The organism is Citrobacter sp. S-77, from assembly GCF_963864895.1.
GTDB lineage: Bacteria > Pseudomonadota > Gammaproteobacteria > Enterobacterales > Enterobacteriaceae > Citrobacter > Citrobacter murliniae.
In genome coordinates, this window is sequence record NZ_CAWLWU010000002.1 from 1,847,241 (window position 1) to 1,869,662 (window position 22,422).

Consider the following 22,422-nt stretch of genomic DNA (forward strand, 5'->3'; position numbering starts at 1 on the left):
ACATTACTTTCCAGTTGAGTCCGGGCTATAAGTAATAGCCCGGGATGATAAATTGTCAAAAATTAGAACTGATAGTTTAATGAAACCCAGTAGTTACGGCCAGGTATCACATAGCCGATCGTGGATTGCGCTGTCTGGAAGTAGTCACCCGCGTAGGTGCTATTGCGGCCTACCTGATACAGTGTGACGTCGCTAAAGTCTTTATCCAGTACGTTATTAACTGCCGTATTCAGCGTCAGTTCTTTGGTCAGTTTATAGGACAGCCCCATGTCCAGAACGGTCCAGGCTTTTAAATTAGCGCCTTTGTCGTCATATACTTTCTTTTGTACCGCGCTGAGATTGTCGTAATTCTCGGTAAAACGTGGGGCTTTACCACGATAACGTGCGCTCAGCCAGGCATTCATATCTTCCGTAGCCTGCCAGTTCAAACGTGCGTTAGCCATATGTTTAGGTGTATAGCTCAATGGCGCGCCTTTATTATCGCCATCTTTTTGTTTGCTCTGAGTGTAGGTGTAGTTGAGGGATAAACTCAGCACGTCCGACCAAAGAGGGAAGGTGCTGGCGAATTCAACACCATCAGTTCTTGCTTTGCCGCTGTTGGTGTAGCTATTGGTATAATCATCAATAGAGTACGAGACAATTTTATTTTTATATTCGGTATAGAAGCCGGTAATGTTAGCGTTCAGTCCCGTATCGTTTTCATAATACAGTCCGGTTTCATAGCTGGTGCTCTCTTCGGGCTTAAGGTCCGGGTTGCCGACCGTATTGACGGTTCCCTGGGCGGTAACACCACTGATACCATTGTGTAATTGGCTGAGTGACGGGGCTTTATATCCTGTCGTGACGCCGCCTTTCAACGTCCATTCTTCAGATACATCCCAGACCAGGTAGGCGCGAGGGCTGAGATGACCGCCAAAGACATCGTTATGTTCGTAGCGTGTCCCTGCGGTTAATGCCAGTGAGTCGAGAATGTGCCACTCATCTTCAGCGTAGGCAGCCCATGTTTTCTGGTGGAATGTTTCGCCAGTATTGGCCAAAACAACACCGTCTTTCATACGCGCATCCCAGTATTCTCCCCCGAGGGTTAAGAGGTGCGAATCACCTAATGGTGTCAGCAGCAGAGAGTCCAGAATGACGTTGGTATTTTTCAGTTCACGGGCATCACCGGCCCGGCCAGCATTTTCTGGTGTGAGCGCGGAAGAGACCAGTTGTCGGCCTTTATTCTCGGTTTCATTCCAGCCCAGGGATGACTTCCAGGTTCCGAATGTTAATGCGGTATCGTGGCCGAGGGTCACTTTGTTACGCTCATAGCGCAGCGTCTTGTCATAACCCCCGGTCAGGCTACCAAGCTGTCCGTCAACGTTATCGTAACGCTGTCTGGCTGAGTCGAGATCCATCCAGAGTGTATTGTTTTCGCTGGTTTTCCAGTCCAGTCGAGTACCGATATTGTAGTTTTCAGATTCAGTTGGGTAGGGCACACGTGTCGAAGATGTATCGCTCAGGGAAGTGATGCTTGAGCCTTGCCGTTGAGTCGTGCTGCCGCGAACCTGCATATCCAGGACGCCTGCGATTAAAGGACCGCTTGACCAAAAGTTGGCGACAGTGCTGTTACCCCATTTATTACTTTCTTGCAGGTTCACGCCGGTATTGATGGAAGTACTCCATTTATCGGTGCTTTTTTTGGTAATGATATTAACAACACCACCAATTGCGTCAGAGCCGTAAAGCGTAGACATGGGACCGCGGATCACTTCAATATGATCAATCGCCGCCAGTGGCGGCATAAAGCTGGTGTTCATGGCAGAGAAGCCGTTTGGTGTAACGTCGCTGCTTCCGTTTTGACGAATACCGTCTATCAAAATCAGGGTATAGCTGGCGGGCATACCACGGATACTAATCTCCAGACCACCGGTTTTACCGGTACTGCTTTCAACATCTACCCCTTCAACTGAGCGCAGGGCTTCGCCTAAGTCATTATATTTATTGGTTTGTAATTCTTGCTGTGAAATAACGGAAACGCTGGCAGCAGCGTTGGTGATTTTTTTTTCGTAACCGGAAGCGGTCACGACCATAACGTCTTCTGCGAAGGCATTAGTACAGCTGAATCCAATACAGGACAGAACGACAGAAGCAACGGGCTTTAAACGCATAGTCAAACTTCCTTTGTTAAAAATTAGAAGGAAGTAAGATAAATGATGGTAATGATAATACAAATAATTATCATTATTAATTTACATAAATTGTCACTTCTGGTGTCTTTCTTGAATAAATATACATAAATTGTCATAAATTCGAGTCAGAAAGGACGACAAAATCAGCCAGTAGTTATCTTTGTAATTATTGACATTCATTTAATATCGAATTGAATAAATCAGATGTTGTTAAAACATGCTTTCAGCAAAGAATGTCATGTCGCTTGCTGAATATTAGAAAGTCGTATGATGTTTTTTTAAAATCGTCATACTTTTCTGCGCTGTATCATTTTTTTCGTCGATACTGTCCGCCATAATCCTTTCCCCAGGAAGTCGCCCAACGACAGCGGGTTGTTGTGTGGCATAAAAAAACACAAAATCTGGATAAGATAATGATTAAAGGCAAGCTGGCGCTGCTTACGTGCGCATTGACTCTCGCATTTACCTCACCACTTATCGCTGCGCAAAAGGCGGTTGACGGTCAGACATTAAAGCTGGCTATTGGATCCGAACCAACGGAAGGGTTTGACCCGATGCTGGGCTGGAGCCACGGCAGTTATCTTCTTCTGCATGCACCACTATTAAAACAAAATGCAGATATGAGCTGGGGTAACCTGCTGGCAGAGAAAGTGGTGACCAGTGCCGATGGTAAAACCTGGACGTTAACGCTAAAACCTGATCTTAAATTCTCCGATGGTTCAGCGCTAACGGCTGAAGATGTGGTGTTTACCTATAACAAAGCAGCTCAAAGCGGTGGGAAAATTGACATGGGTAATTTCACCCATGCCCGGATTCTCGACAGCCGCACGGTGGAAATTACGCTTCGTAGCCCGCAGAGTACCTTTGTCAACGTACTCGGTTCTTTAGGTATTGTGCCGGCAAAACTGTATGACGAAAAAACATTCGCCAAAAATCCGATTGGTGCAGGCCCGTATCGGCTGGTGAGTTTTCAACCGGGGCAGCAACTGATCGTGGAGGCTAACCCCTGGTATGTTGGCAAGAAAAATGATTTTAATCGGCTGGTATTTGTTTTCCTGGATGAAGACAACGCTTACGCAGCCGCGCGTAGTGGTCAACTGGGCCTGGTACGTATAGCGCCATCGATGGCCGTAGCACCACAGCAGAAGGATCTCAAACTCTGGGTTCGCAACAGTGTAGAAAACCGGGGAATTGTGTTCCCAATGGTTCCGGCAGGTAAAAAAGATGCCAATGGCTATCCTGTCGGTAACGATATCACGGCCGATGTTGCTATCAGACGGGCCATTAACTACGCCATCAATCGGCAGCAATTAGCTGATCAGGTTATGGAAGGGCACGCTATCCCTGCTTTTAGCGCGGTTCAGGGGCTTCCATGGCAGAGCAAATCCGTCACTTTCAAAGATGGCGACAGTGAAAAAGCACGGACTATCCTGGAAGAGTCCGGCTGGAAAGTGGGTAAAGATGGTGTACGCGTGAAAGACGGCAAAGAAGCCCGTCTGACCTTATGGTATACGAGTGGCGACAGTACTCGTCGGGATCTCGCTGAAGCCGTTCGTTCAATGCTGGAACCTGTCGGTATTGCAGTATCCCTGCAATCAGGAAGTTGGGAAACCGTTGAGCGCAATATGCATGCTAACCCGACGCTATTTGGATGGGGGAGCCTGGATCCGATGGAGCTTTTCCATCATTACAGCGGGCAGGCTGCGGGTGTGGAGTATTACAATCCCGGTTACTACAGTAACCCTGTGGTGGAGCAACATCTCAAACAGGCCATTGATGCCCCGGACTGGCAGCATGCGTTACCTTTCTGGCAACAGGTGGAGTGGGATGGGAAACACGGCGCTGGCGTACAGGGCGATGCTGCATGGGCATGGTTGCTAAATATTCAGCACACCTATCTGGCAAATCCGTGCATTGACTTAGGCTCTGGTGCTCCGGAAATTCACGGTAGCTGGTCACTACTCAATAATCTTGATGAATGGACCTGGACCTGCCGTTAATGAAGTTTGCTTTGGCGTATGTTCTTCGGTTGGCCGTTTTGTTGGTGCTGGTAGCTGCTGGCACCTTCATCTTACTCAGCTTTTCACCGGTCGATCCCATTCGTGCCTACATTGGCAACGATCTCCTGCACGTTCCACCCGAGCAATATGGGCGAATTGCCGCTCGCTGGGGGCTGGATCAGCCGCTGTGGGAGCGCTTTGGACACTGGTTTTTGCGCGTGCTACAGGGCGATCTCGGCTATTCCATGTTGTTTAATGCGCCGGTAGCCAGCGTGATCAAAGAGCGTTTTACGACGTCCTTTGCACTGCTTGGCGGGGCATGGTTGATGTCAGGTTTGCTGGGAACAGCAATGGGATTTGTCGCCGGACGTTTCCTGAACCGCTGGCCAGACCGAGCTATTTGCCGACTCAGTTATCTGCTTTCTTCCTTACCGACCTTTTGGATCGGCATGCTATTGCTGGCAGTATTCGCGGTGCACTGGCCTGTGTTGCCCGTCTGCTGCGCATGGGAGCCGGGCAATAATGGTGAAATGGCGACGTTTGCTGAACGTCTTCGTCATCTGGTGCTTCCCGTATGTGCTCTCAGCTTACTGGGACTGGGGCAGATTACGCTCCACACGCGAGAAAGTATCGCCAGCGTGATGAAAAGTGAATTTGTCCGTTTTGCCCGTTCTCAGGGGGACAGGGGATGGTCGCTTTTACGCCACCAGGTACTGCGTCATGCCATTACGCCTGCGCTGTGCCTGCAATTTGCTTCGCTCGGCGAACTGTTTGGCGGCGCATTGCTGGCTGAAAAAGTCTTTGCTTATCCCGGACTGGGTCAGGCTACGATTGATGCCGGATTACGTGGTGATGTGCCGTTGCTAATGGGGATCGTCTTGTTTAGTACTGTGCTGGTGTTCATCGGCAACTCCGTTTCAACCTGGCTTGTCCATTTTCTGAATCGTGCTCTGGAGCGTCCTGATGCTCTATAACCCGACACCAACGTTAATTCGTCTTTTGCTGTCCGTAGGCTGTTTATTATTTATTGCCGTGTATGGCTCAGTTTCGCTGGATAATCCAGTAAACGTCAATCTTCTTGCCCGGCACTTGCCTCCGGATGCGCTGCACTGGTTTGGTACGGATAATCTTGGGCGTGATTTATGGCTTCGATGTTTTCAGGGGGCGTTAACCAGCCTGCAAATTGGGATTGGTGCAGCGTTGTGCAGCGGTTTGATTGCCTTGTTGATGGCTGCCGTTTCGCGTTTGCATCCGCGTTTGGATGTTCTTATGCGGTTAATAACCGATGCTATGTTGTCGATGCCGCATCTGCTGTTGCTGATCCTGATTTGTTTTACGCTGGGCGGTGGAAAAAGCGGGGTGATTATGGCGGTTGCGCTAACCCACTGGCCGCGTCTGGCATTGATCCTGCGTGCTGAAGCGGAACGCGTTGCACACAGTGACTACCTGACACTGACCTGGCGGTTGGGACACGGTCATTTTTACTGTTGGCGCCATCACTATTTCCCGGCGTTATTGCCTCAATGGTTGACAGGCACGCTGCTGATGTTCCCTCATGCGGTGTTACATAGCGCGGCGCTGAGCTTCCTTGGGTTTGGGCTGGCACCGCATGAACCTTCACTGGGTTTGTTGCTGGCGGACGCCCTGCGGTTTATCAGTCATGGTAACTGGTGGTTGGTGTTGTTTCCGGGGCTCATGTTGTTCAGCCTGGTGATGTTATTTGACCAGTTCGCCAGGGCAGTGCATCGTTTGTGGCTAAGGGGTAATGCATGTTGAGTTTGAAGCAGGCCTCGCTGGAGGTGGCTCGTTATCGCTGGTACGGCGCGAGAAATTGGTCATCGCTGCTGCAAGATATCTCTTTTGATGTTGCCCCTGGTCAGATGGTGGCGTTAGTCGGGGGAAGCGGAGAAGGTAAGAGCCTGCTGTTACAATGCCTGCTTGATCTTTTGCCGGAAAACTTGCGCTTTCAGGGGACCATTACTTTGGATGGTAAGAAGCTGGAGCGCAATGACATCCGGGCGTTTCGCGGTAATACCTTCAGCTATGTGCCACAAGGTGTGCAGGCGCTTAATCCGCTGCTGACTGTTAAAAAACATCTGAAAAGGGTAAGTCAGCTCTCCGGTCAGGCATGGAAAACGGAGGAAATAGAGCATTTGCTCCAGCGTAGCGAACTTGAGTCAAGCGTGCTGGAAGCGTTTCCGCGCCAGCTTTCCGGCGGGATGGCGAAACGTGTCCTGGCGTGTCACGCGTCGCTCAGTCAGGCTCGTTATATCCTTGCTGACGAAATTACCGCCTGGCTTGATGCCCCATTGGCGAATCAGTTGCTTGAGCAGTTGCGTGGTCTTTGCGAGCAAGGCCGTGGCGTTTTATGGGTGACACACGATCTTACGCTGGCAGCGCGACATGCCGACCGGATTGTCGCGCTGCATCAGGGGCGGGTATCGGATAACGTGAGCCGGGAACAGCTTCTGCGAGGTGATATTAGTGAACATTTGCAGCGACAATGGCAAGCATTACCTGAACAAAATCAACTTTTTGGAGAGCTGAATGCTGTGCTGTCGTGATGTTGTGATTCGCCAGGGAGGGAAAGTGCTGTGGCAAAACCTGAACTTCTCGCTTGTTGCCGGGGAACGCATGGGAATTTGCGCGCCCAGCGGGACTGGGAAAACAACGCTGGGACGCGTTCTCGCTGGCTGGCAAAAACCGACATCAGGCGAAGTACTGGTGGATGATTCACCGTTGCCAACTCATCAATATTGCCCGGTGCAACTTGTCCCACAACACCCTGAGCTAACTTTTAACCCCTGGCGAAGCACCGGTGATGCGGTACGAGATGCGTGGCAGCCAGATGCTGACATGCTTGCCCGTCTGCATATCAACCCTGAATGGCTAACCCGCCGGCCCGGGCAGCTTTCAGGCGGTGAACTGGCCCGTATTGCAATACTCCGTGCGCTCGATCCGCGTACGCGTTTTCTGATCGCAGATGAAATCACTGCCCAGCTCGATCCTTCCATTCAAAGAGATATATGGATGTTGCTCCTTGAGGAATGCCAGCGCCGCCCATTAGGTATGCTTGTGATCAGCCATCAGCAGGCATTGCTTGCTCAGATTTGCCCCCAGGCGTTACTCTGTCCGACATCCACCTTAATCTGAATTTGCCGTCGGGTTTGCTTCGGCGTTTCTTCTTCTCCCGGTAATACATGAAAGTGAGTATGAAACATATTGTTGCTGCTGCCATTTTATTTGGGTCAGTGATCCCGCAGGCTAATGCCTCGATACAGGTGGGTTTTTCTCCGGAAGGCTCTGCTCGGGCATTAGTACTGGATTCAATTAACCATGCAGAACACACCATCGATATGATGGCTTATTCCTTCCAGTCAGCAGACATTGTAAAGGCGCTGGTGAATGCGGAAAAACGAGGCGTAGTGGTGCGGGCCGTGGTTGATAAAAAACGCAACCAGGGCAAGGTCAGTCAGAAAGCTATCACCTTTGCCACTGCCAATGGGATTGATGTTCAACTGGACGGTCATTACCACATACAGCACGACAAAGTGATGATTATTGATGGCGATACGCTGGAGACCGGATCTTTCAATTTTGCCAAATCCGCAGAGTTTGAGAATTCTGAGAATGTTCTGGTTATCAGGGGAGAGCCTGCCGTTGTGGCACAGTATCAGGCCCATTTTGACAGCCGCTGGAAAATCGCCCACCAGCAAGGTTGAATTTATAACATCAGTGTTGATTATGTTGTGATGTTATATTATAACAATTCACTCGCAAACATTTTGAGGGTGAAATTTTGGCTATTCGTTTTGAAAAACTGGCAGTCGCTCTGGGGATGCTTTTAGCCAGTGGTCAGGTTCTAGCTCATGGTCACCATTCCCACGGTGCACCGATGACAGAAATAGAGCAAAAAGCGTCAGAAGGTGTTTTCGATGATAAAAATGTCAAAGACAGGTCGCTGAGCGACTGGGATGGCATGTGGCAGTCTGTATACCCATATCTGGTAAGCGGTGAACTTGATCCGGTATTCAAAAAGAAAGCGGAGAAGGACAAAAGCAAAACGGCGGATGAGATTAAAGCCTATTACCGTAAAGGTTATGTAACCAATGTGGACACCATCGGCATTGAGGATGGGGTGATGGAATTTCATACCGGTAATCAGGTTGAATCGTGCAAGTATGATTATTCCGGATATAAAATATTGACTTATCAGTCAGGTAAGAAAGGCGTTCGCTACCTGTTTGAATGCAAAGATGCTGGCAGTAAAGCACCAAAGTATGTTCAGTTCAGCGATCATATTATCGCACCGCGCAAGTCGAGCCATTTCCACATATTTACCGGTAATACCTCACAGGCGGCTTTGCTTGAAGAGATGGACAACTGGCCGACGTATTATCCGTATCAGCTAAAAGCGGCAGAGGTCGTTGACGAGATGCTGCATCATTAATTTGCGCGACGACCATTTATTTAAACCCGCCAGCAATGGCGGGTTTTGTATAAAAAGTGTCACTTGCGAATTATTTTTCGGATGTCAGCGTGGTATAGCTTGTCATGAGGTTGCGGTAGTCAGGAATATGGTTGGAGAACAGGGTTCCCAACCCTTCAATATCATTACGCCAGTCGCGGTGTAGTTCACAGGCCAGACCGAACCAGGTCATCAGCTGGACGCCCGCGGAAGACATACGATTCCATGCGGAGTCACGGGTCAAAGGATTAAACGTGCCAGACGCATCGGTGACCACAAATACATCAAATCCCGCTTCAATTGCGGACAGCGCAGGAAACGCAACGCACACTTCCGTTACAACCCCGGCAATGATCAACTGCTTTTTGCCCGTTGCTTTAATCGCTTTGACAAAATCTTCATTATCCCAGGCGTTTATCTGCCCTGGACGAGCGATGTAAGGGGCTTCAGGGAACAGCGCCTTCAGCTCGGGTACCAGTGGCCCGTTAGGGCCCGTTTCAAAGCTGGTGGTCAGAATGGTGGGTAGCTTGAAGTATTTCGCCAGATCGGCCAAAGCCAGTACGTTGTTTTTGAATTTGTCTGGATCTATGTCACGAACCAGAGACAGCAAACCCGTTTGGTGATCAACCAGCAGTACGGCAGCCTGATCTTTATCAAGACGTTTATAAGCAATAGTCATTTTTCTTTCTCCAGGTGATGAAAGGGCGCCTCGGAAGGCTTGAGTTATGGATAAACATTAGTGGCTGAGCTGGGTATTGGGTAGGCGCAAAAATGAGTTTCATCGTTGCAAATCTGGAACGAGAAAAATAATGCTGCAATATAGCTGCAACAGAGAGCATTATTCTCAACCATTCCTTTCCATCGCACGGCGCATTCGTTAGCATATTGTCTCGCAGTAAGTGCATGTGTTTTTTCAGGAAGAGGTTAACGTGTTCGCAGAGTATGGAGTTCTGAATTACTGGACGTATCTGGTCGGTGCTATTTTTATCGTGCTGGTGCCGGGACCCAATACGATATTTGTGCTGAAGAACAGCGTCGGACGAGGAGTAAAGGGGGGATATCTTGCAGCAAGCGGTGTGTTTATCGGCGATGCTGTATTGATGTTTTTGGCTTATGCAGGTGTCGCTGCACTGATCAAAACAACGCCTGTTTTGTTTAATATCGTCCGTTATCTCGGTGCTTTTTATCTGCTGTATCTCGGCGCGAAGATCCTCTATGCAACATTGAAATCGAAAAATGGTAATGCGGCGGCGGAAGAAGTTCCGTTTGGCGCGATTTTCAAGCGTGCATTAATTCTGAGCCTGACAAACCCTAAAGCGATATTGTTTTATGTTTCGTTTTTCGTGCAGTTTATTGATGTCAATGCGCCGCACTCAGGGCTGTCATTTTTTATTTTGGCCATCACGCTTGAGATAGTGAGCTTTTTCTATCTGAGCTTCCTTATTTTCTCCGGCGCGTTTGTGACGCAATATATTCGCACGAAGAAAAAACTGGCTAAGATTGGCAACTCTCTTATCGGTTTGATTTTTGTCGGTTTTGCTGCGCGTCTGGCTACGCTTCAGTCATAATGCCACTGGCCCGCTGTTGGCGGCGGGCTTTCAAAATTCCCCGCTCTTGCTTATTAATTGTGAAAACCCGCAGTAACCAATAAATGGTATTTTAAATATATATTTTGAGGCGTACCCTGTTCACAGCAGCGATTCAATAAAGGTCGCTGGTTGTCGACTGGAAAAGGGAAGAAAAATGCTTCAAATTCCACAGAATCATATCCATACACGTTCAACTCCGTTCTGGAACAAAGAGACCGCACCTGCCGGAATTTTCGAACGCCACCTTGATAAGGGAACCCGTGCCGGGGTATATCCTCGACTTTCGGTTATGCAGGGGGCGGTCAAATATCTCGGATTCGCGGATGAGCACAGCCCGGAGCCAGAAGAAGTGATGATTATTGAAGCCGGTCAGTTTGGCGTTTTTCCGCCGGAAAAATGGCACAACATCGAAGTAATGACCGACGACACCTATTTTAATATCGATTTTTTTGTTGCGCCTGAAGTCCTGATGGAGAGTGCTAATCAACGAAAAGTCGTGCGTACCGGTAAGGAGTAAATCATGGGTAAAGCAACCTATACCGTCACCGTCACTAACAACAGCAATGGCGTTTCTGTTGATTATGAAACTGAGACACCGATGACGTTGCTGATCCCAGATGTGGCAGCTGAAGTCGTCAAAGACCTGGTGAATACCGTACGTTCATACGATACCGAAAATGAGCATGAAGTCTGTGGCTGGTAACATTACACATACTGTTACTGGTTAATTTTGTGGTCCTTTCTGTAAAGCCGCAACGCGTTATGAGAGCGTGTTGCGGCTTTTTGTCTTTATAAATTAACCAGTTCCATCATTGGTTATTTATGAAACAACATTAAGAAAACCTTAAGAAATACGCATTCATTGCTAATAGCCAACTATTCACAAGGGTTATGATCGTAAGCCAGACACTGAAAAGAACACTGCGCTTATGAAATTTGATACCCGACTTACATTACCTTCAATCATTCTTGGACTGATTGTCGTGGCGATCCCGTTCACCGCAAACTGGAATCTGCCTCTGCTTAACGGCCTTGTTGTCCGAAGCATTGAGAACGGGCAAGCGTTATGGTTGCTGTTTGGTGCTGTATTTACCGCACTGTACATTCGGCCCTTATCCCGTCCTGAAGGTGGGAAGCAATTTTGGTTATGGGCGACGGTGTGGTGGTTAGTATTGCTGGGAAGAAGTACCAGCTGGGGACGTGATTACTTTCCTGAATATCCAAAGCTTGTATTCCGCGCCATCTCTGTGGTTCTAATCGCCATGATTATACTACCCGTACTGATCTCGAAACGCTTACGTCAGGAAATCGCGCGACGCTTTCGTGAGGAACCGCTGCCGATCTGGTTGCTGGTGATTACGGTATGTGCGTTTTTGATTTCCGACACCGTGGAGCACCATCGTCTGCTGGCACCGCTATTCCTGCACAATGCGCATTATGGCGATCTTATTGAAGAACTGTATGAAATGCCGTTTATGGTGGGGTTATTTTTTATTAACTTCGGCTTTATGCACCGTGATAAGCAGGAAGAGTATGCGTCTGTTCACGTAGGCAAAGCGCAACTGGCCGAGTGACAGGACATGCAGCCTGAGTCCGGAAAGTAAGACTCAGGCTGGTTTTACTACCGCTTACTCAATGGCTTCGCACAGACGTGACTTCATTTCGCTGTACGATTGCGCTGCGTAGTTCTCCGCCCAACTTTGATCGGCAATGTGTTCAATATTCACCGCACAATATTTGGTTTCCGGCGTTTTAGAGATAGGATCCAGGTTATCCTGCGTCAGCTCGTTACATGCGCCAATCCACCATTGATAGGTCATATAAACCGTTCCGCGATTGATGCGCTCTGAGACATCCGCCCGGCTGATCACTTTCCCGCGACGAGAACTGACCCATACCAGATCGCGATGACGGATCCCGTGTTTTTCTGCGTCACTGGCATTGATCTGTACATAGCCAGGCTCATCTGCCAGCGCTTGAAGTGCCGCGCAGTTACCTGTCATAGAACGACAGGAATAATGCCCGACTTCTCGCACGGTACATAACACCATCGGATATTTTTCATCAGGGACTTCTGCCGGCGCCCGCCAATGTGCGGCAAACAGTTTGCCTTTGCCGTTGGCGGTATCAAACTGGCTGTTTTCGTACAGATAGGGGGTGCCTGGATGATCGAGATCCGGGCAAGGCCACTGGACGTGTCCCATATCGCCCATTTTTTCGTAGGTAACACCGTAGAACAATGGGCACAGTTCGCGCATCTCATCCCAGATTTGCTGGTTATTTTGATAGTGCATTGGATAGCCCATTTCGCTAGCCAGCAGACTGATAATTTCCCAGTCGCGTTTCACATCTCCGCCTGGTTCTATGGCTTTTTCAAAACGCTGGAAGCCACGGTCGGCACAAGTGAAAACACCACCATGTTCACCCCATGAGGTAGCAGGCAAAATAACGTCAGCCATTTCCGCCGTCTTGGTCATAAAGATATCCTGCACAACGACAAAATCGAGTGCGTTGAACCCTTCGCGAACCAGACCCAAATCGGCTTCGGTCTGCAGCGGATCTTCCCCCATGATGTAGTAGGCTTTGACTTTGCCTTCTATTGCCAGGTGTGGGACTTCAGTGATTCGTGTACCGACCTTGTCATCCATCAGATTGACGTCAATACCCCATGCTTTGGCAAATTTCTCCCTTACTGCAAAATCGGTCACGTCCTGGTAACCCGGGAACTGGTTAGGCAGAACCCCCATGTCACACGCGCCCTGGACGTTATTTTGTCCACGTACCGGACCGACGCCAACATTGGGACGTCCCAGGTTCCCGGTCAGTAGCGCCAGGGATGATAGTCCACGTACAACGTCAACGGCCTGCCCAAATTGCGTTACTCCCATCCCCCACATGACGGTGGCAGAAGGGGCTGATGCAAATGTGCGCATCGCCTGACGCACCTGTTGTGCAGGAACGCCAGTTAAGTGCTCAACGGATTCCGGGGCATAATCCTTAACGGTTTCCCAGTAGGTTTCCAGACCCTCAGCATGTTTTTGCACATACTCACGATCGTAGAGTTGCTCTTCAATGAGAACATGGCCGAAGGCATTTACCAGCGCCATATTACAGCCGTTTTTCAATTGAAGATGCTGGTCTGCAATACGTGCTGTTTCAATACGGCGAGGGTCGCACACAATAATTTTAGCGCCATTCTGACGCGCTTTGATAACCCTGCGGGCCACAATCGGGTGAGAATCTGCGCAGTTATAACCAAAGATGAGCAGGCATTTGGAGTTTTCAATGTCGCTGATGGAGTTACTCATTGCACCATTGCCTAACGTTTCTTGCAGGCCGGCGACGGAAGGGCCGTGGCAGACGCGGGCACAGCAATCGACATTGTTGGTATGGAGCACGCCGCGGGCGAATTTTTGCATCACATAATTGGTTTCATTCCCGGTACCACGGGAAGAGCCCGTTGTCATAATGGCGCGGGGACCATAGGCGTTTTTGATTTCGGATAAGCGTTTGGCGGTGTAACGAATGGCTTCATCCCAACTAACGGGCGTGAATTTTCCACCTTTTTCATAGCGGATCATCGGGCGAGTCAGACGGGGGGTCAGAAGGCGAGTGTCGTTAAGGAAATCCCAACCATAGTAGCCTTTCAGGCATAACTGATTTTGATTTGTTACACCCTCTGCGGCTTCGGCGCGGATGATTTTGTTATTTTCAACAACAAGCTTGAGCTTGCACCCGGCCCCACAGTATGGGCAAACACTGGTGATTTTTTTCATCAATAACAGACCTGTTAAAAGCTGAAATAGCGCGAATTGTAGACGAAGCCACGCGATTGCATCGCGGACTACGATTTGTCGTAGCGACGGGCTGTATAAGCATAAAGTGTGCCATAAGTGAAAACGCAGTTACGGCAAGGGCTGGCTCCGAAAATTGGATGAAAATGACAGTCGATTCGACATTAATGACGATAAACGTCAGATAAAAAACAGTGGATCTGACTGTTTAAACCGGTGAAACATAAGAAAAAGATGAAAATCAAAAGTGATTAAGATCACAAATTTTAATTTTTCAGGTCTATGCTATGCTTTTATACGGCGAGTAAATCGTTCACGTAAAAACATAAGTGAGGAAAACAAATGGGTATTATTTCATGGATTATTTTCGGTCTTATCGCTGGGATTTTGGCAAAATGGATTATGCCGGGTAAAGATGGCGGCGGGTTCTTTATGACCATTATCTTAGGGATTATCGGTGCTGTTGTTGGTGGGTGGATCAGTACACTCTTCGGTTTTGGTAAAGTTGATGGCTTCAACTTTGGTAGTTTTGTCGTTGCGGTTATCGGTGCGATCGTTGTTTTGTTTATCTACAGAAAAATCAAAAGCTAGGTTAAGAAACAGACAACAAAGGCCACATATCGGTGGCCTTTATTCTGTGTTACCACCAGCCCAGTTCCGTCCCCAGCACCACAATAATGGCTACCCCAATCATAATGAGCGTTGTTTTTTTCATCAAGATGCTCCCGGTGCAGCATAGCCGCCAATAAAAAACCAGGATAAGAAAACGACCGCGGAAATGAAAATGATAATGGGGAATATAATACCGAGTCGCATGCTCTTATCTGCCAGAGTTATTTAAAGATGAGCCAGAATAGCAGGGCTTAATGCGTGACAAAAGTGGTTTTATCCTGACGCTTTTTATCCTGGTACATTGCGCCGTCTGCAATGTGCAGCGCGCAGTTCACGTCGGTCTCCTGTGGGTCTATTTCCACAACGCCCAGGCTGGCACCAGGATAGAACAGCTGGATATTCCCCAAATGGTAGTCGCCGCAAATTTGCTGTCGTAAATGATCCTTCACTCTCTGCAGACGGTCACGTTGTTCTATTTCATCTTCTTGTGACATCCCGGCAACCAAAAACTCGTCACCGCCAAGCCGACCGAGAATATCATTCTCACAACATCCAAGACGCAAGCGTCGACCGATCTGGATCAGAAACTGATCGCCAACTTCATGTCCAAACCGGTCATTGATGAGTTTGAAATCATCTAAATCGATATAGGCAACGACAACCTTGTGTTTCAGATGACGGGCAAGTGAAAAGAGGGTTTCCATATTTTCAAAAATAGCCCGACGATTAGGTAACCCGGTTAATGCGTCAGTATAGGAGTGCGCAATCAGCGCGGCGTTTGCTTCACGCAGCTGAGCAACCAGTGATTCTTTTTGAATAGACTGGGCGATAAGACCGGCAAACAGATGCAGCACTTGTTCACCACGTTGGCTTAGCGTCTGCTGTTGTCGGCTGGTGGCGCAAAGCGTACCGTAGAACGTGCCATCCGGCAGATGAACCGGGGTGCTCAAAAAAGTGGTGATCTCCAGAGCCCGAGCTGCGCTACAGTCAGGCCAGCGCGCTGGCACGTTATCGCTGTACAGGCAGTTTTCTTCTATAGCACGTTTGCACAATGTTTCATCCCACGGCACGGATAGCCCTTCGGGGATCTGCATCTGCTTGCTGTTACGCGCATACAGAATATGCTGCAGGCGGGCATCTAAATCGACTTTAGTTAAATAGGTCGATTCCATGTCAGTCACCACTTCCAGCATTTCCAGAAGTTGCCGAACCAGACTCTCAACAGACTGCTCAGTGGCTAAAGATTGTGAGACTCGGGCGAGGATCATGTCCGACATGAGATCTAAGTACTCCTGGGTACTGATAAGGGCGATATTGGTCTGCATGATAAAACATCACTGTGAAAGATGAAACATGCCACACTGGTCATAATATAAACATCAGATTGAAACAGTTCAGTAAAACATGGAGATGGACTGGAAGTAGGGGTAATCTGCCGGGATAACATTCTGAACAGGAGTTAACATGAAATCCGGGTTTATCGTATTGGCAGGTATTCTGGTACTGGCTGGATGTAAAACGCAGCCTGAAGCGCCAACCCCACCGAAAATTGGCATGGCAAATCCTGCTTCTGTGTACTGCGAACAAAAAGGCGGCTCGCTGATTGCAGTTCAGACTCCGCAAGGAGTACGGTCTGACTGTAAATTACCCGGCGGGGAAGTCATTGATGAATGGGCGCTCTGGCGCAGGGATCATCCGACTGCCGGGCAGTGATGGCCAGTCACCATTGACGTAGCCACTCAGCAAGGACGAGCGCGTGGTTTTGCTGCGTGTTTTTTGCTGCATACAGCAGGGTTAAGGTTTGCTGACGCGCAATCGCAGCGAGTCGCTGGCCTTCCTGCTGTTGCCGGGCGAGTTCTGCGCGGTATTGCTCGGAAAAGTGTTCAAAATCAATCAACTCTGCGTGGAACGCTTTACGTAAGTCTGATGATGGAGTGAGAAGTTTATTCCACTCGTTGAAGGCCAGATCGGTTTTTTTTATCCCGCGCGGCCACAATTTATCCACCAGAACTCGATAGCCATCACTCTTTTCTGCCGGATCATAGACGCGTTTACACTGAATATTCATCTGTTTCCCTCTACGCAATACAGTCTGTTAAGAAACCGCGCTTGTCATTTTCTGGCTGTTTGTTACGGTCAGATAAGATCACTAAAACGTGAGCATTATAGCATTTTGAATATGCACACTCCCAATTTAAGGGATTGTGATAACAACAAAAAATCAGTAGGCTGAGGCTCCTTATGTTGTCCCTTATTGCTCTGACATAAGGAATTTCTTATGGAAATGTCTCCTGTGAAAGATACGCTTCGTATTGCGCTGGTGGGCGATTACAGTCCTGAAATTGTGGCACATCAGGCTATTCCCCTTGCAATCGATGATGCTGCCGCTGTTCTCGAATTGATGGCTGATTATGACTGGTTAACTACCGCTGATATCAGTAGTAGCGAAGATCTGGTCGGCTATGATGCTATCTGGGTCGTACCCGGTAGCCCGTACAAACACCCTGAAGGCGCGTTGATTGCGATTCGCTACGCTCGTGAAAACAGCATCCCTTTTCTTGGAACCTGCGGCGGTTTTCAGCATGCTATTATCGAGTATGCCCGTAACGTTTTGGGCTGGAGCGATGCCGCCCATGCAGAAACCGATACTGAAGGTCGCATGGTGATCGCACCGTTAGCTTGCTCACTGGTTGAAAAGACCGACGATATTGAACTGCGGGCAAATACGCTGATCGCAAAAGCCTACGGACAAGATATTATCTCTGAGGGATATCACTGCAATTATGGCGTATCTCAGGCATTTGCCGTCGAGCTTGAACGAGGTGATTTGCGTGTGACGGGCTGGGATGAAGCCGGTGATATTCGTGCTATTGAGTTAGTGACGCATCCTTTTTATGTTGGCACGCTTTTTCAGCATGAACGCGGAGCGCTGGTGGGAAAACCGGTTCCACTTGTCCAGGCGATGCTGCGCGCGGCTCGCGAGTAAAAGGAGGGCAGGTTTACCATTAACCTGCCCGCTGCGTTATGAGGTAGCTATCTCCCGATTGCTACCGGCACAAAATCCAAACACAGCCATCACTGTTGCTAACAGGGCGACGCCGATCAACGGTATTTGCCAGTTACCGTTGAGGTCGTGAATTTTGCCCATCAGGGGCGGTCCGCATGCGGCCAGTAAATACCCGACAGATTGCGCCATGCCGGATAAGGCAGCAGCCTGATGTGCTGAACTTGCACGCAGGCCGATGAAAGTTAATCCCAGAATCATCGATGCCCCTGACCCAAAGCCAAACAGAAGGGTCCATAGCACCGCCCGGTCGGGCATCAACCAGAAACCAGCAGCACCGATAGCGCACATTAGGGCGACCAGGGCGGCGATGGCCCGCTGATCTTTAAATCTGTACAGGATCAGGGGGATCAGTATTCCCGGCGCGGCGGTGGCTAATTGCAGTAAACCGTGCAGCGATCCGGCCTGAGCTTCACTGTAGCCATGACTAATCAAAATGGCGGGTAACCAGCCAATTACCACGTAATAGATAAGTGAGTTGATCCCCAGAAACAGAGTAACCTGCCAGGCAAGACGGGAGCGCCAGATAGCGCGGGAATGCAGCGCACGTGAGTTACTCATCGTGGCATGGGCTTTCTGGCGCCACTGCGGCAGCCAGATAAACAGAGCCAGCAGAGGAAAGGCCATTAACATCAACAACGCGCCACGCCAGCCGAATCCGTTAAGCGCCAGTGGTACCACGATTGCTGAACCAATTGCTGCCGCTGCGCCCATCGTCAGTGAGTATGCGCCGGTGAGTTTCGCTACATGCTGCGAAAAATCGCGCTTGATTAGCCCTGGTAGCAGAACGTTTCCTAATGCTATTCCGCAGCCAATGAGGGTGGTTCCGCCAAAAAGGAACAGTGGTGAGGATAAAGATCGTATACCAATACCTGCGCAAATCAGCAGCATGGCGGCAAATAAGCTGCGTTCAATTCCCCATCGACGTGCAACGGCCGCAGCCAGAGGCGAAACCAGCGCAAAAGCGAGAAGGGGAAGTGTTGTCAGGAGTCCTGTCTGGGCGGTGGTTAACCCGTAATCAGCCCGGATAGCATCCAGCAGTGGGGCTACGCCGGTAAAGGTCACGCGTAGCGTGGTTGCGATCATCAGGATACCCGCGATAAGCAAAGCACCCTGTTTGCCGTGGGGGGAAGAGTAATGTGTCATTGTTTTCTCATGTCGTCAGGCGAGGCGATACCTTACCGTTTTTACATGATGGATGAATCAAGCTAAAATGACAGTTTATCGCTAAAATCGGACATTATTATGTTGGGACTGAGGCTGGATGGATATCAACCCGACCTGTATCACGACGCCGCTGTGGCTTTTTGTATTCAGGCCCGGGAAGACGAACTCTTTAGCCCACTGCATCAGCACCGAAAGGGTCAGTTGATTCTGGCGTTGCACGGCGCGATTACGTGTGAAGTGGAAAATGCTATGTGGATGGTTCCTCCTCAGTATGCGGTTTGGATCCCTGGTGAAATTCCACACAGTAATCACGTTACTGTTGGTGCCGGCTTATGCTTTCTGTTTATTGAACCGAATGCAGTGGTGATGCCGGAACGCTGCTGCACGCTGAAAATTGCGCCATTGTGTCGGGAACTCATTCTCTCGCTGGCGTCGAAAACCGATGCTCAGCGGCTGGATCCGTCAACACAACGTCTTACGCAGGTATTATTTGATGAGCTACCGCAGCAGCCGCAGGAGCAAATGCAGTTGCCGGTATCCGACCACCCAAAAATTCGTAAGATGGTGGCGACGATGGCGCAGGAGCCAGCGCAATGGCAAACCCTGGGCCAGTGGGCCAGTGTATTTGCTATGAGTGAACGTAATCTTGCCCGGCTGGTGGTCAAAGAGACTGGGCTGAGTTTTCGTCGCTGGCGTCACCAGCTACAGCTGATCCTGGCATTACAGGCGTTGATAGAGGGGCGAAACGTACAGCAGGTCGCTCAGATGCTGGGTTACGATTCGACTACCGCATTTATCACCATGTTCAAAAAAGGCCTGGGCCAGACGCCAGGCCGTTATCTGACAGGGTTGACTACTGCTTCCCAACAATCAACGAGACCAGACCCGCCGCAATGAGTGGTCCAACCGGTACGCCGCGAAATAAAGCCACGCCCAGCACAGTTCCCACCAGCAGGCCGGCGACCAGCTGCGGCTGATTACCCATCAGCGTGACACCGCGCCCACCAAGCCAGGAAACAAATACGCCGATAGCAATGGCCACCAGCGACTTCCAGTTCACAAATGAATGGATGAGCGTGGAAGGGGGGAGCGTACCGCTGGCGATTGGCGCCATCACGCCGATGGTCAGAATGATAATCCCGACGGTCAGGCCCTGTTTTTCAATCCACGGGAAGAAGGTATTCAGAGGCGTAACACGGACTATAATCAGCACCAGAATTGAAACGGCGACAGTGGTGTTATGGCTGACAAAGCCCAGAGCTGCCAGTCCGAGCAGGATCAGCAGAGTGACATCAAACATCGTAGTTTCCTTGCCAAAAAAAAGATAAGCCTGCTTACTGTACGCGCAAACGCGTGACGGAACAGGCTTTTTTTATTGATAAAGACAATTTTTAGGCGAACGCATAAGATCGCGTTTTTATGCCGATAAACCGGTCACTATTTCTGGCTATTGTGCGCGGCGGAACTGGACTAATTCTGGTCGGGCTATGCGCAAATAATCTTTAGTATCCATGATGACCGATTTTTCCAACATCCCGGCATTAAACGCAATCTCATTAAAGCGCTCGAATAAAAGCGGATCGGCGACCAGCTTGAGATTAGGATGAAAACTGAAGGGGGGGATGGCGCCAAACACACAACCTGTTAGCTCATCCACTTCTGCCGGGCTGGCAAGAGAAGCTCTTAAACCGCCGAGATGGCTGGCTAGCTGACTCAGGTCGGCCTGTTGGTCAGCGGACAGAATAGCCAGCACATGCTGATTGACTCCATTGCCTTTCACTTTGCATACCAGAGCTTTTGCCCCCTGACCCAGCGCAGTGCCGCGGATCTCTGACACGGCTTCACACTTGCCGACTGCTTCATGGCTGATTACGCGGTACGTGGCGCCTTGCTCTGACAACAATGAAATCAAACGTTGATGGGTCTCATTACCTTTATTCACTTCCGTCATTTCTTACTCCTGGTACAACGATAAAAATCCTGCGCAGAAAAATTTTCACGAACGAAGGTGTTTTTTCTGTTTATTAAGATAGAGCTGAGCATCAGATGCTTTATAGGCATCATTAATGGTGTCGTTTGGTTGCATATTATATATCCCTGCGGAAAAGCTGACTGATTTATCCGGCGCAATAATTTGTAAGTTATGGCTAATGCGTTCCAGCAGGCGAGGTGTAAGTTCGGTGGCGTAATCGATGAGAATAATACAGAACTCGTCCCCACCGAGGCGAATCGCATAGTCACTTTTGCGAATAGATGACTGAATAGCTTTTGCCAGAATGGTGATAACGCGATCGCCTTCCTGGTGCCCCAACGTGTCATTAATTGTTTTCAGTTTGTCGCAATCAATAGCGATAAATGTCACAAGTGTTCCTGCATTGACCAGTTGCTGCAACCGCTGTTCAAGCGTAGGGGTTAAAATTTTGCGGTTATAGAGACCGGTCATCGCGTCACTGATATTTTCGCGAGTTACGTTGTGATACAAACGGAAATGCATCCTGACCATATTCAACAGAAGTACCGTTGCCAACAGATAAAAGGCGAATATCTTCCATGACGAGACAATAAAGTACATGAAATCAAGCGATAACGTGATGCGTATTCCACCGGGTATGTCATTGATATAATGCACATACTGAAACAGATTGCTCTCGCTTTGGTTAACGATAATCTCCTTTCCCGAGCTGATATCAGACAGGGTGACGTTAAGATAACGCCATACAAGAGGACGATCGTTGGTATAAAAAATATGTTTCAAATTCTCTTTGTTCACATCCACCATGACCACGCCTTTTAGTTTGCCGTCTGAATAGACTGGCGTTAAAAAGCTCATGACTTTTTCTTGCGTAAGGTCATCTTCGTAAATACTGGAAATGACGGTTCGGCCAGTAAATACATCGTCAATATCATTCTGATTAATTCCCAGGGTGCCTTTTTGCAAAAAGGACCAATGGTTCATGGTGAACTGGAGTGAGTTAACGAGATTGTAGAAATAGATGTAATTATTTTTTAGGTCAATGTAATAACGAAACTTGTATTCCAGCGTTCCTAACCCCTGACCGTAATCGACCAGCTCACGATTCACATTTACCGCCTGGTCGAAGGCCGGCAGCAGGAATATGTCATCAAGTTGTTCGACGCAATTACCGGAATGGGTCTGCAATGTACCGCGTAATGGAAGATAGTTATGGTTGGTGAGGTTGAGTCCATGCGTGCCGTTAACGCTCTCGAAAGCGTTGCACAGCGCTTTTCGTTGCTCGGGTGAAATACTCTCTTTGGGGGATGAAAAACGGCGCATAAGATGGGCTGCGATGCTCTGATTTGTATACTTATCATAGAGAAATGATGAATCTGCTTTCTCAATGATATACCGCATATACGCGCTCATTGCCCGATCGCTGGCAACAAGTTCGTAAACCAGAAAGGTCGATGTCAGAACAATAACGCTTACGGAGATAAAGTGCCTGAGCGCTTTATGTTGCAATTTCATAATGATTTACAGCCCTGTAAGTCAGATACTTCAGTCTATCACACGCTATACGTCCGCTCTAACGGTATGG

Annotated in this window: 25 protein-coding genes and 1 pseudogene; 15 read left to right on the plus strand and 11 right to left on the minus strand. The window is 49.0% G+C overall.

Features of this window, described 5'->3' with window-relative positions; all coding sequences use genetic code 11:
- Positions 1-62: 62 nt before the first annotated feature.
- Positions 63-2,150, minus strand: coding sequence for a TonB-dependent receptor (locus AACS05_RS09425; protein ID WP_045441905.1), 2,088 nt, complete (start codon positions 2,148-2,150; stop codon positions 63-65).
- A gap of 434 nt (positions 2,151-2,584) precedes the next feature.
- Here AACS05_RS09425 and AACS05_RS09430 point away from each other — a divergent pair, with 434 nt between their 5' ends.
- The 7 genes from AACS05_RS09430 (at position 2,585) to zinT (ending at position 8,621) form a co-directional block, all read left to right on the plus strand.
- On the plus strand, positions 2,585-4,171 hold the full coding sequence (locus tag AACS05_RS09430; RefSeq protein ID WP_045449573.1) for an ABC transporter substrate-binding protein: 1,587 nt from the start codon (positions 2,585-2,587) through the stop codon (positions 4,169-4,171).
- Complete coding sequence (locus AACS05_RS09435) at positions 4,171-5,145, plus strand: ABC transporter permease (RefSeq protein WP_045441907.1); 975 nt, start codon at positions 4,171-4,173, stop codon at positions 5,143-5,145. The genes AACS05_RS09430 and AACS05_RS09435 overlap by 1 nt, the downstream gene beginning before the upstream one ends.
- Positions 5,135-5,947 (plus strand): ABC transporter permease, encoded by an 813-nt coding sequence (locus AACS05_RS09440; protein ID WP_045441909.1) that lies wholly within the window; start codon positions 5,135-5,137, stop codon positions 5,945-5,947. The genes AACS05_RS09435 and AACS05_RS09440 overlap by 11 nt, the downstream gene beginning before the upstream one ends.
- Positions 5,941-6,735, plus strand: a complete 795-nt coding sequence (locus AACS05_RS09445; protein WP_045441912.1) for an ATP-binding cassette domain-containing protein — start codon at positions 5,941-5,943, stop codon at positions 6,733-6,735. Before AACS05_RS09440 ends, AACS05_RS09445 begins: the two co-directional genes overlap by 7 nt.
- On the plus strand, positions 6,719-7,324 hold the full coding sequence (locus AACS05_RS09450; protein ID WP_045441915.1) for an ATP-binding cassette domain-containing protein: 606 nt from the start codon (positions 6,719-6,721) through the stop codon (positions 7,322-7,324). The genes AACS05_RS09445 and AACS05_RS09450 overlap by 17 nt, the downstream gene beginning before the upstream one ends.
- A 59-nt stretch (positions 7,325-7,383) precedes the next feature.
- Positions 7,384-7,893, plus strand: coding sequence for a phospholipase D family nuclease (locus AACS05_RS09455; RefSeq protein WP_404842361.1), 510 nt, complete (start codon positions 7,384-7,386; stop codon positions 7,891-7,893).
- Positions 7,894-7,976: 83 nt separating this feature from the next.
- Positions 7,977-8,621: a metal-binding protein ZinT gene (gene zinT / locus AACS05_RS09460; protein ID WP_404842378.1), complete on the plus strand. Its 645-nt coding sequence runs from the start codon at positions 7,977-7,979 to the stop codon at positions 8,619-8,621.
- Between the two features lie 70 nt (positions 8,622-8,691).
- Here zinT and ycaC read toward each other — a convergent pair whose 3' ends face one another.
- Positions 8,692-9,318 carry an isochorismate family cysteine hydrolase YcaC gene (gene ycaC, locus AACS05_RS09465; protein WP_045441920.1) on the minus strand — a complete coding sequence of 209 codons (627 nt, stop codon included), beginning with the start codon at positions 9,316-9,318 and terminating at the stop codon, positions 8,692-8,694.
- Between the two features lie 250 nt (positions 9,319-9,568).
- Between ycaC and leuE the strand changes: the two genes are divergently transcribed.
- The 4 genes from leuE to AACS05_RS09485 all read left to right on the plus strand — a co-directional run bounded on the left by leuE (position 9,569) and on the right by AACS05_RS09485 (position 11,802).
- Positions 9,569-10,207 (plus strand): leucine efflux protein LeuE, encoded by a 639-nt coding sequence (leuE, locus tag AACS05_RS09470; protein WP_045441923.1) that lies wholly within the window; start codon positions 9,569-9,571, stop codon positions 10,205-10,207.
- A gap of 175 nt (positions 10,208-10,382) precedes the next feature.
- On the plus strand, positions 10,383-10,745 hold the full coding sequence (gene yeaR / locus AACS05_RS09475) for a DUF1971 domain-containing protein YeaR (RefSeq protein WP_045441926.1): 363 nt from the start codon (positions 10,383-10,385) through the stop codon (positions 10,743-10,745).
- A gap of 3 nt (positions 10,746-10,748) precedes the next feature.
- The gene (locus AACS05_RS09480) at positions 10,749-10,931 is read left to right on the plus strand and encodes a DUF1869 domain-containing protein (protein WP_045441929.1); all 183 of its coding nucleotides are present in this window, start codon (positions 10,749-10,751) and stop codon (positions 10,929-10,931) included.
- A 226-nt stretch (positions 10,932-11,157) separates the two neighbouring features.
- On the plus strand, positions 11,158-11,802 hold the full coding sequence (locus tag AACS05_RS09485) for a hypothetical protein (RefSeq protein ID WP_045441932.1): 645 nt from the start codon (positions 11,158-11,160) through the stop codon (positions 11,800-11,802).
- Positions 11,803-11,856: 54 nt separating this feature from the next.
- On the opposite strand, the gene fdhF is transcribed toward AACS05_RS09485, so the two are convergent.
- Complete coding sequence (gene fdhF / locus AACS05_RS09490) at positions 11,857-14,004, minus strand: formate dehydrogenase subunit alpha (protein WP_045441935.1); 2,148 nt, start codon at positions 14,002-14,004, stop codon at positions 11,857-11,859.
- A 360-nt stretch (positions 14,005-14,364) separates the two neighbouring features.
- Here fdhF and AACS05_RS09495 point away from each other — a divergent pair, with 360 nt between their 5' ends.
- Complete coding sequence (locus AACS05_RS09495; protein ID WP_045441938.1) at positions 14,365-14,613, plus strand: GlsB/YeaQ/YmgE family stress response membrane protein; 249 nt, start codon at positions 14,365-14,367, stop codon at positions 14,611-14,613.
- A gap of 49 nt (positions 14,614-14,662) precedes the next feature.
- Here AACS05_RS09495 and yoaJ read toward each other — a convergent pair whose 3' ends face one another.
- From yoaJ to AACS05_RS09510, 3 genes are read right to left on the minus strand one after another with little or no spacing between them, the layout of a single operon-like run.
- Positions 14,663-14,737: a protein YoaJ gene (yoaJ, locus tag AACS05_RS09500; protein ID WP_099530266.1), complete on the minus strand. Its 75-nt coding sequence runs from the start codon at positions 14,735-14,737 to the stop codon at positions 14,663-14,665.
- Entirely contained in the window at positions 14,737-14,838 is a 102-nt protein-coding gene (locus tag AACS05_RS09505; RefSeq protein WP_144243066.1) for a YoaK family small membrane protein, read from the minus strand. Before AACS05_RS09505 ends, yoaJ begins: the two co-directional genes overlap by 1 nt.
- A 47-nt stretch (positions 14,839-14,885) precedes the next feature.
- Entirely contained in the window at positions 14,886-15,911 is a 1,026-nt protein-coding gene (locus AACS05_RS09510; RefSeq protein ID WP_045441941.1) for a sensor domain-containing diguanylate cyclase, read from the minus strand.
- Positions 15,912-16,098: 187 nt separating this feature from the next.
- Between AACS05_RS09510 and AACS05_RS09515 the strand changes: the two genes are divergently transcribed.
- A complete protein-coding gene (locus tag AACS05_RS09515) occupies positions 16,099-16,347 on the plus strand; it encodes a putative hemolysin (RefSeq protein WP_045441944.1) in 249 nt (82 codons plus the stop codon).
- Positions 16,348-16,354: 7 nt separating this feature from the next.
- Here AACS05_RS09515 and AACS05_RS09520 read toward each other — a convergent pair whose 3' ends face one another.
- Entirely contained in the window at positions 16,355-16,702 is a 348-nt protein-coding gene (locus AACS05_RS09520) for a DUF488 domain-containing protein (RefSeq protein ID WP_045441950.1), read from the minus strand.
- A gap of 210 nt (positions 16,703-16,912) precedes the next feature.
- Here AACS05_RS09520 and AACS05_RS09525 point away from each other — a divergent pair, with 210 nt between their 5' ends.
- Positions 16,913-17,620, plus strand: coding sequence for a CTP synthase C-terminal region-related (seleno)protein (locus AACS05_RS09525; protein ID WP_045441952.1), 708 nt, complete (start codon positions 16,913-16,915; stop codon positions 17,618-17,620).
- A gap of 36 nt (positions 17,621-17,656) precedes the next feature.
- On the opposite strand, the gene AACS05_RS09530 is transcribed toward AACS05_RS09525, so the two are convergent.
- Entirely contained in the window at positions 17,657-18,844 is a 1,188-nt protein-coding gene (locus tag AACS05_RS09530; RefSeq protein ID WP_045441954.1) for a CynX/NimT family MFS transporter, read from the minus strand.
- Between the two features lie 99 nt (positions 18,845-18,943).
- Here AACS05_RS09530 and AACS05_RS09535 point away from each other — a divergent pair.
- Positions 18,944-19,790, plus strand: a pseudogene (locus AACS05_RS09535) (AraC family transcriptional regulator).
- Here the strand turns inward: AACS05_RS09535 and AACS05_RS09540 are convergent.
- The 3 genes from AACS05_RS09540 to dgcJ form a co-directional block, all read right to left on the minus strand.
- A complete protein-coding gene (locus AACS05_RS09540; RefSeq protein ID WP_045441958.1) occupies positions 19,719-20,165 on the minus strand; it encodes a DUF441 domain-containing protein in 447 nt (148 codons plus the stop codon). The pseudogene AACS05_RS09535 and the gene AACS05_RS09540 overlap by 72 nt on opposite strands.
- A gap of 147 nt (positions 20,166-20,312) precedes the next feature.
- The gene (locus AACS05_RS09545; RefSeq protein ID WP_045441960.1) at positions 20,313-20,816 is read right to left on the minus strand and encodes a YbaK/prolyl-tRNA synthetase associated domain-containing protein; all 504 of its coding nucleotides are present in this window, start codon (positions 20,814-20,816) and stop codon (positions 20,313-20,315) included.
- Between the two features lie 45 nt (positions 20,817-20,861).
- Positions 20,862-22,352 (minus strand): diguanylate cyclase DgcJ, encoded by a 1,491-nt coding sequence (gene dgcJ / locus AACS05_RS09550; RefSeq protein WP_045441963.1) that lies wholly within the window; start codon positions 22,350-22,352, stop codon positions 20,862-20,864.
- Positions 22,353-22,422: the final 70 nt, after the last annotated feature.

Coding starts and splice junctions, on each gene's coding strand:
- AACS05_RS09425 (WP_045441905.1), bottom strand. CDS start 2,150: ATGCGTTTAAAGCCCGTTGCTTCTGTCGTTCTGTCCTGTATTGGATTC.
- AACS05_RS09430 (WP_045449573.1), top strand. CDS start 2,585: ATGATTAAAGGCAAGCTGGCGCTGCTTACGTGCGCATTGACTCTCGCA.
- AACS05_RS09435 (WP_045441907.1), top strand. CDS start 4,171: ATGAAGTTTGCTTTGGCGTATGTTCTTCGGTTGGCCGTTTTGTTGGTG.
- AACS05_RS09440 (WP_045441909.1), top strand. CDS start 5,135: ATGCTCTATAACCCGACACCAACGTTAATTCGTCTTTTGCTGTCCGTA.
- AACS05_RS09445 (WP_045441912.1), top strand. CDS start 5,941: ATGTTGAGTTTGAAGCAGGCCTCGCTGGAGGTGGCTCGTTATCGCTGG.
- AACS05_RS09450 (WP_045441915.1), top strand. CDS start 6,719: ATGCTGTGCTGTCGTGATGTTGTGATTCGCCAGGGAGGGAAAGTGCTG.
- AACS05_RS09455 (WP_404842361.1), top strand. CDS start 7,384: ATGAAACATATTGTTGCTGCTGCCATTTTATTTGGGTCAGTGATCCCG.
- ycaC (WP_045441920.1), bottom strand. CDS start 9,318: ATGACTATTGCTTATAAACGTCTTGATAAAGATCAGGCTGCCGTACTG.
- yeaR (WP_045441926.1), top strand. CDS start 10,383: ATGCTTCAAATTCCACAGAATCATATCCATACACGTTCAACTCCGTTC.
- AACS05_RS09480 (WP_045441929.1), top strand. CDS start 10,749: ATGGGTAAAGCAACCTATACCGTCACCGTCACTAACAACAGCAATGGC.
- AACS05_RS09485 (WP_045441932.1), top strand. CDS start 11,158: ATGAAATTTGATACCCGACTTACATTACCTTCAATCATTCTTGGACTG.
- fdhF (WP_045441935.1), bottom strand. CDS start 14,004: ATGAAAAAAATCACCAGTGTTTGCCCATACTGTGGGGCCGGGTGCAAG.
- AACS05_RS09495 (WP_045441938.1), top strand. CDS start 14,365: ATGGGTATTATTTCATGGATTATTTTCGGTCTTATCGCTGGGATTTTG.
- AACS05_RS09505 (WP_144243066.1), bottom strand. CDS start 14,838: ATGCGACTCGGTATTATATTCCCCATTATCATTTTCATTTCCGCGGTC.
- AACS05_RS09510 (WP_045441941.1), bottom strand. CDS start 15,911: ATGTCGGACATGATCCTCGCCCGAGTCTCACAATCTTTAGCCACTGAG.
- AACS05_RS09515 (WP_045441944.1), top strand. CDS start 16,099: ATGAAATCCGGGTTTATCGTATTGGCAGGTATTCTGGTACTGGCTGGA.
- AACS05_RS09520 (WP_045441950.1), bottom strand. CDS start 16,702: ATGAATATTCAGTGTAAACGCGTCTATGATCCGGCAGAAAAGAGTGAT.
- AACS05_RS09525 (WP_045441952.1), top strand. CDS start 16,913: ATGGAAATGTCTCCTGTGAAAGATACGCTTCGTATTGCGCTGGTGGGC.
- AACS05_RS09530 (WP_045441954.1), bottom strand. CDS start 18,844: ATGACACATTACTCTTCCCCCCACGGCAAACAGGGTGCTTTGCTTATC.
- AACS05_RS09540 (WP_045441958.1), bottom strand. CDS start 20,165: ATGTTTGATGTCACTCTGCTGATCCTGCTCGGACTGGCAGCTCTGGGC.
- AACS05_RS09545 (WP_045441960.1), bottom strand. CDS start 20,816: ATGACGGAAGTGAATAAAGGTAATGAGACCCATCAACGTTTGATTTCA.
- dgcJ (WP_045441963.1), bottom strand. CDS start 22,352: ATGAAATTGCAACATAAAGCGCTCAGGCACTTTATCTCCGTAAGCGTT.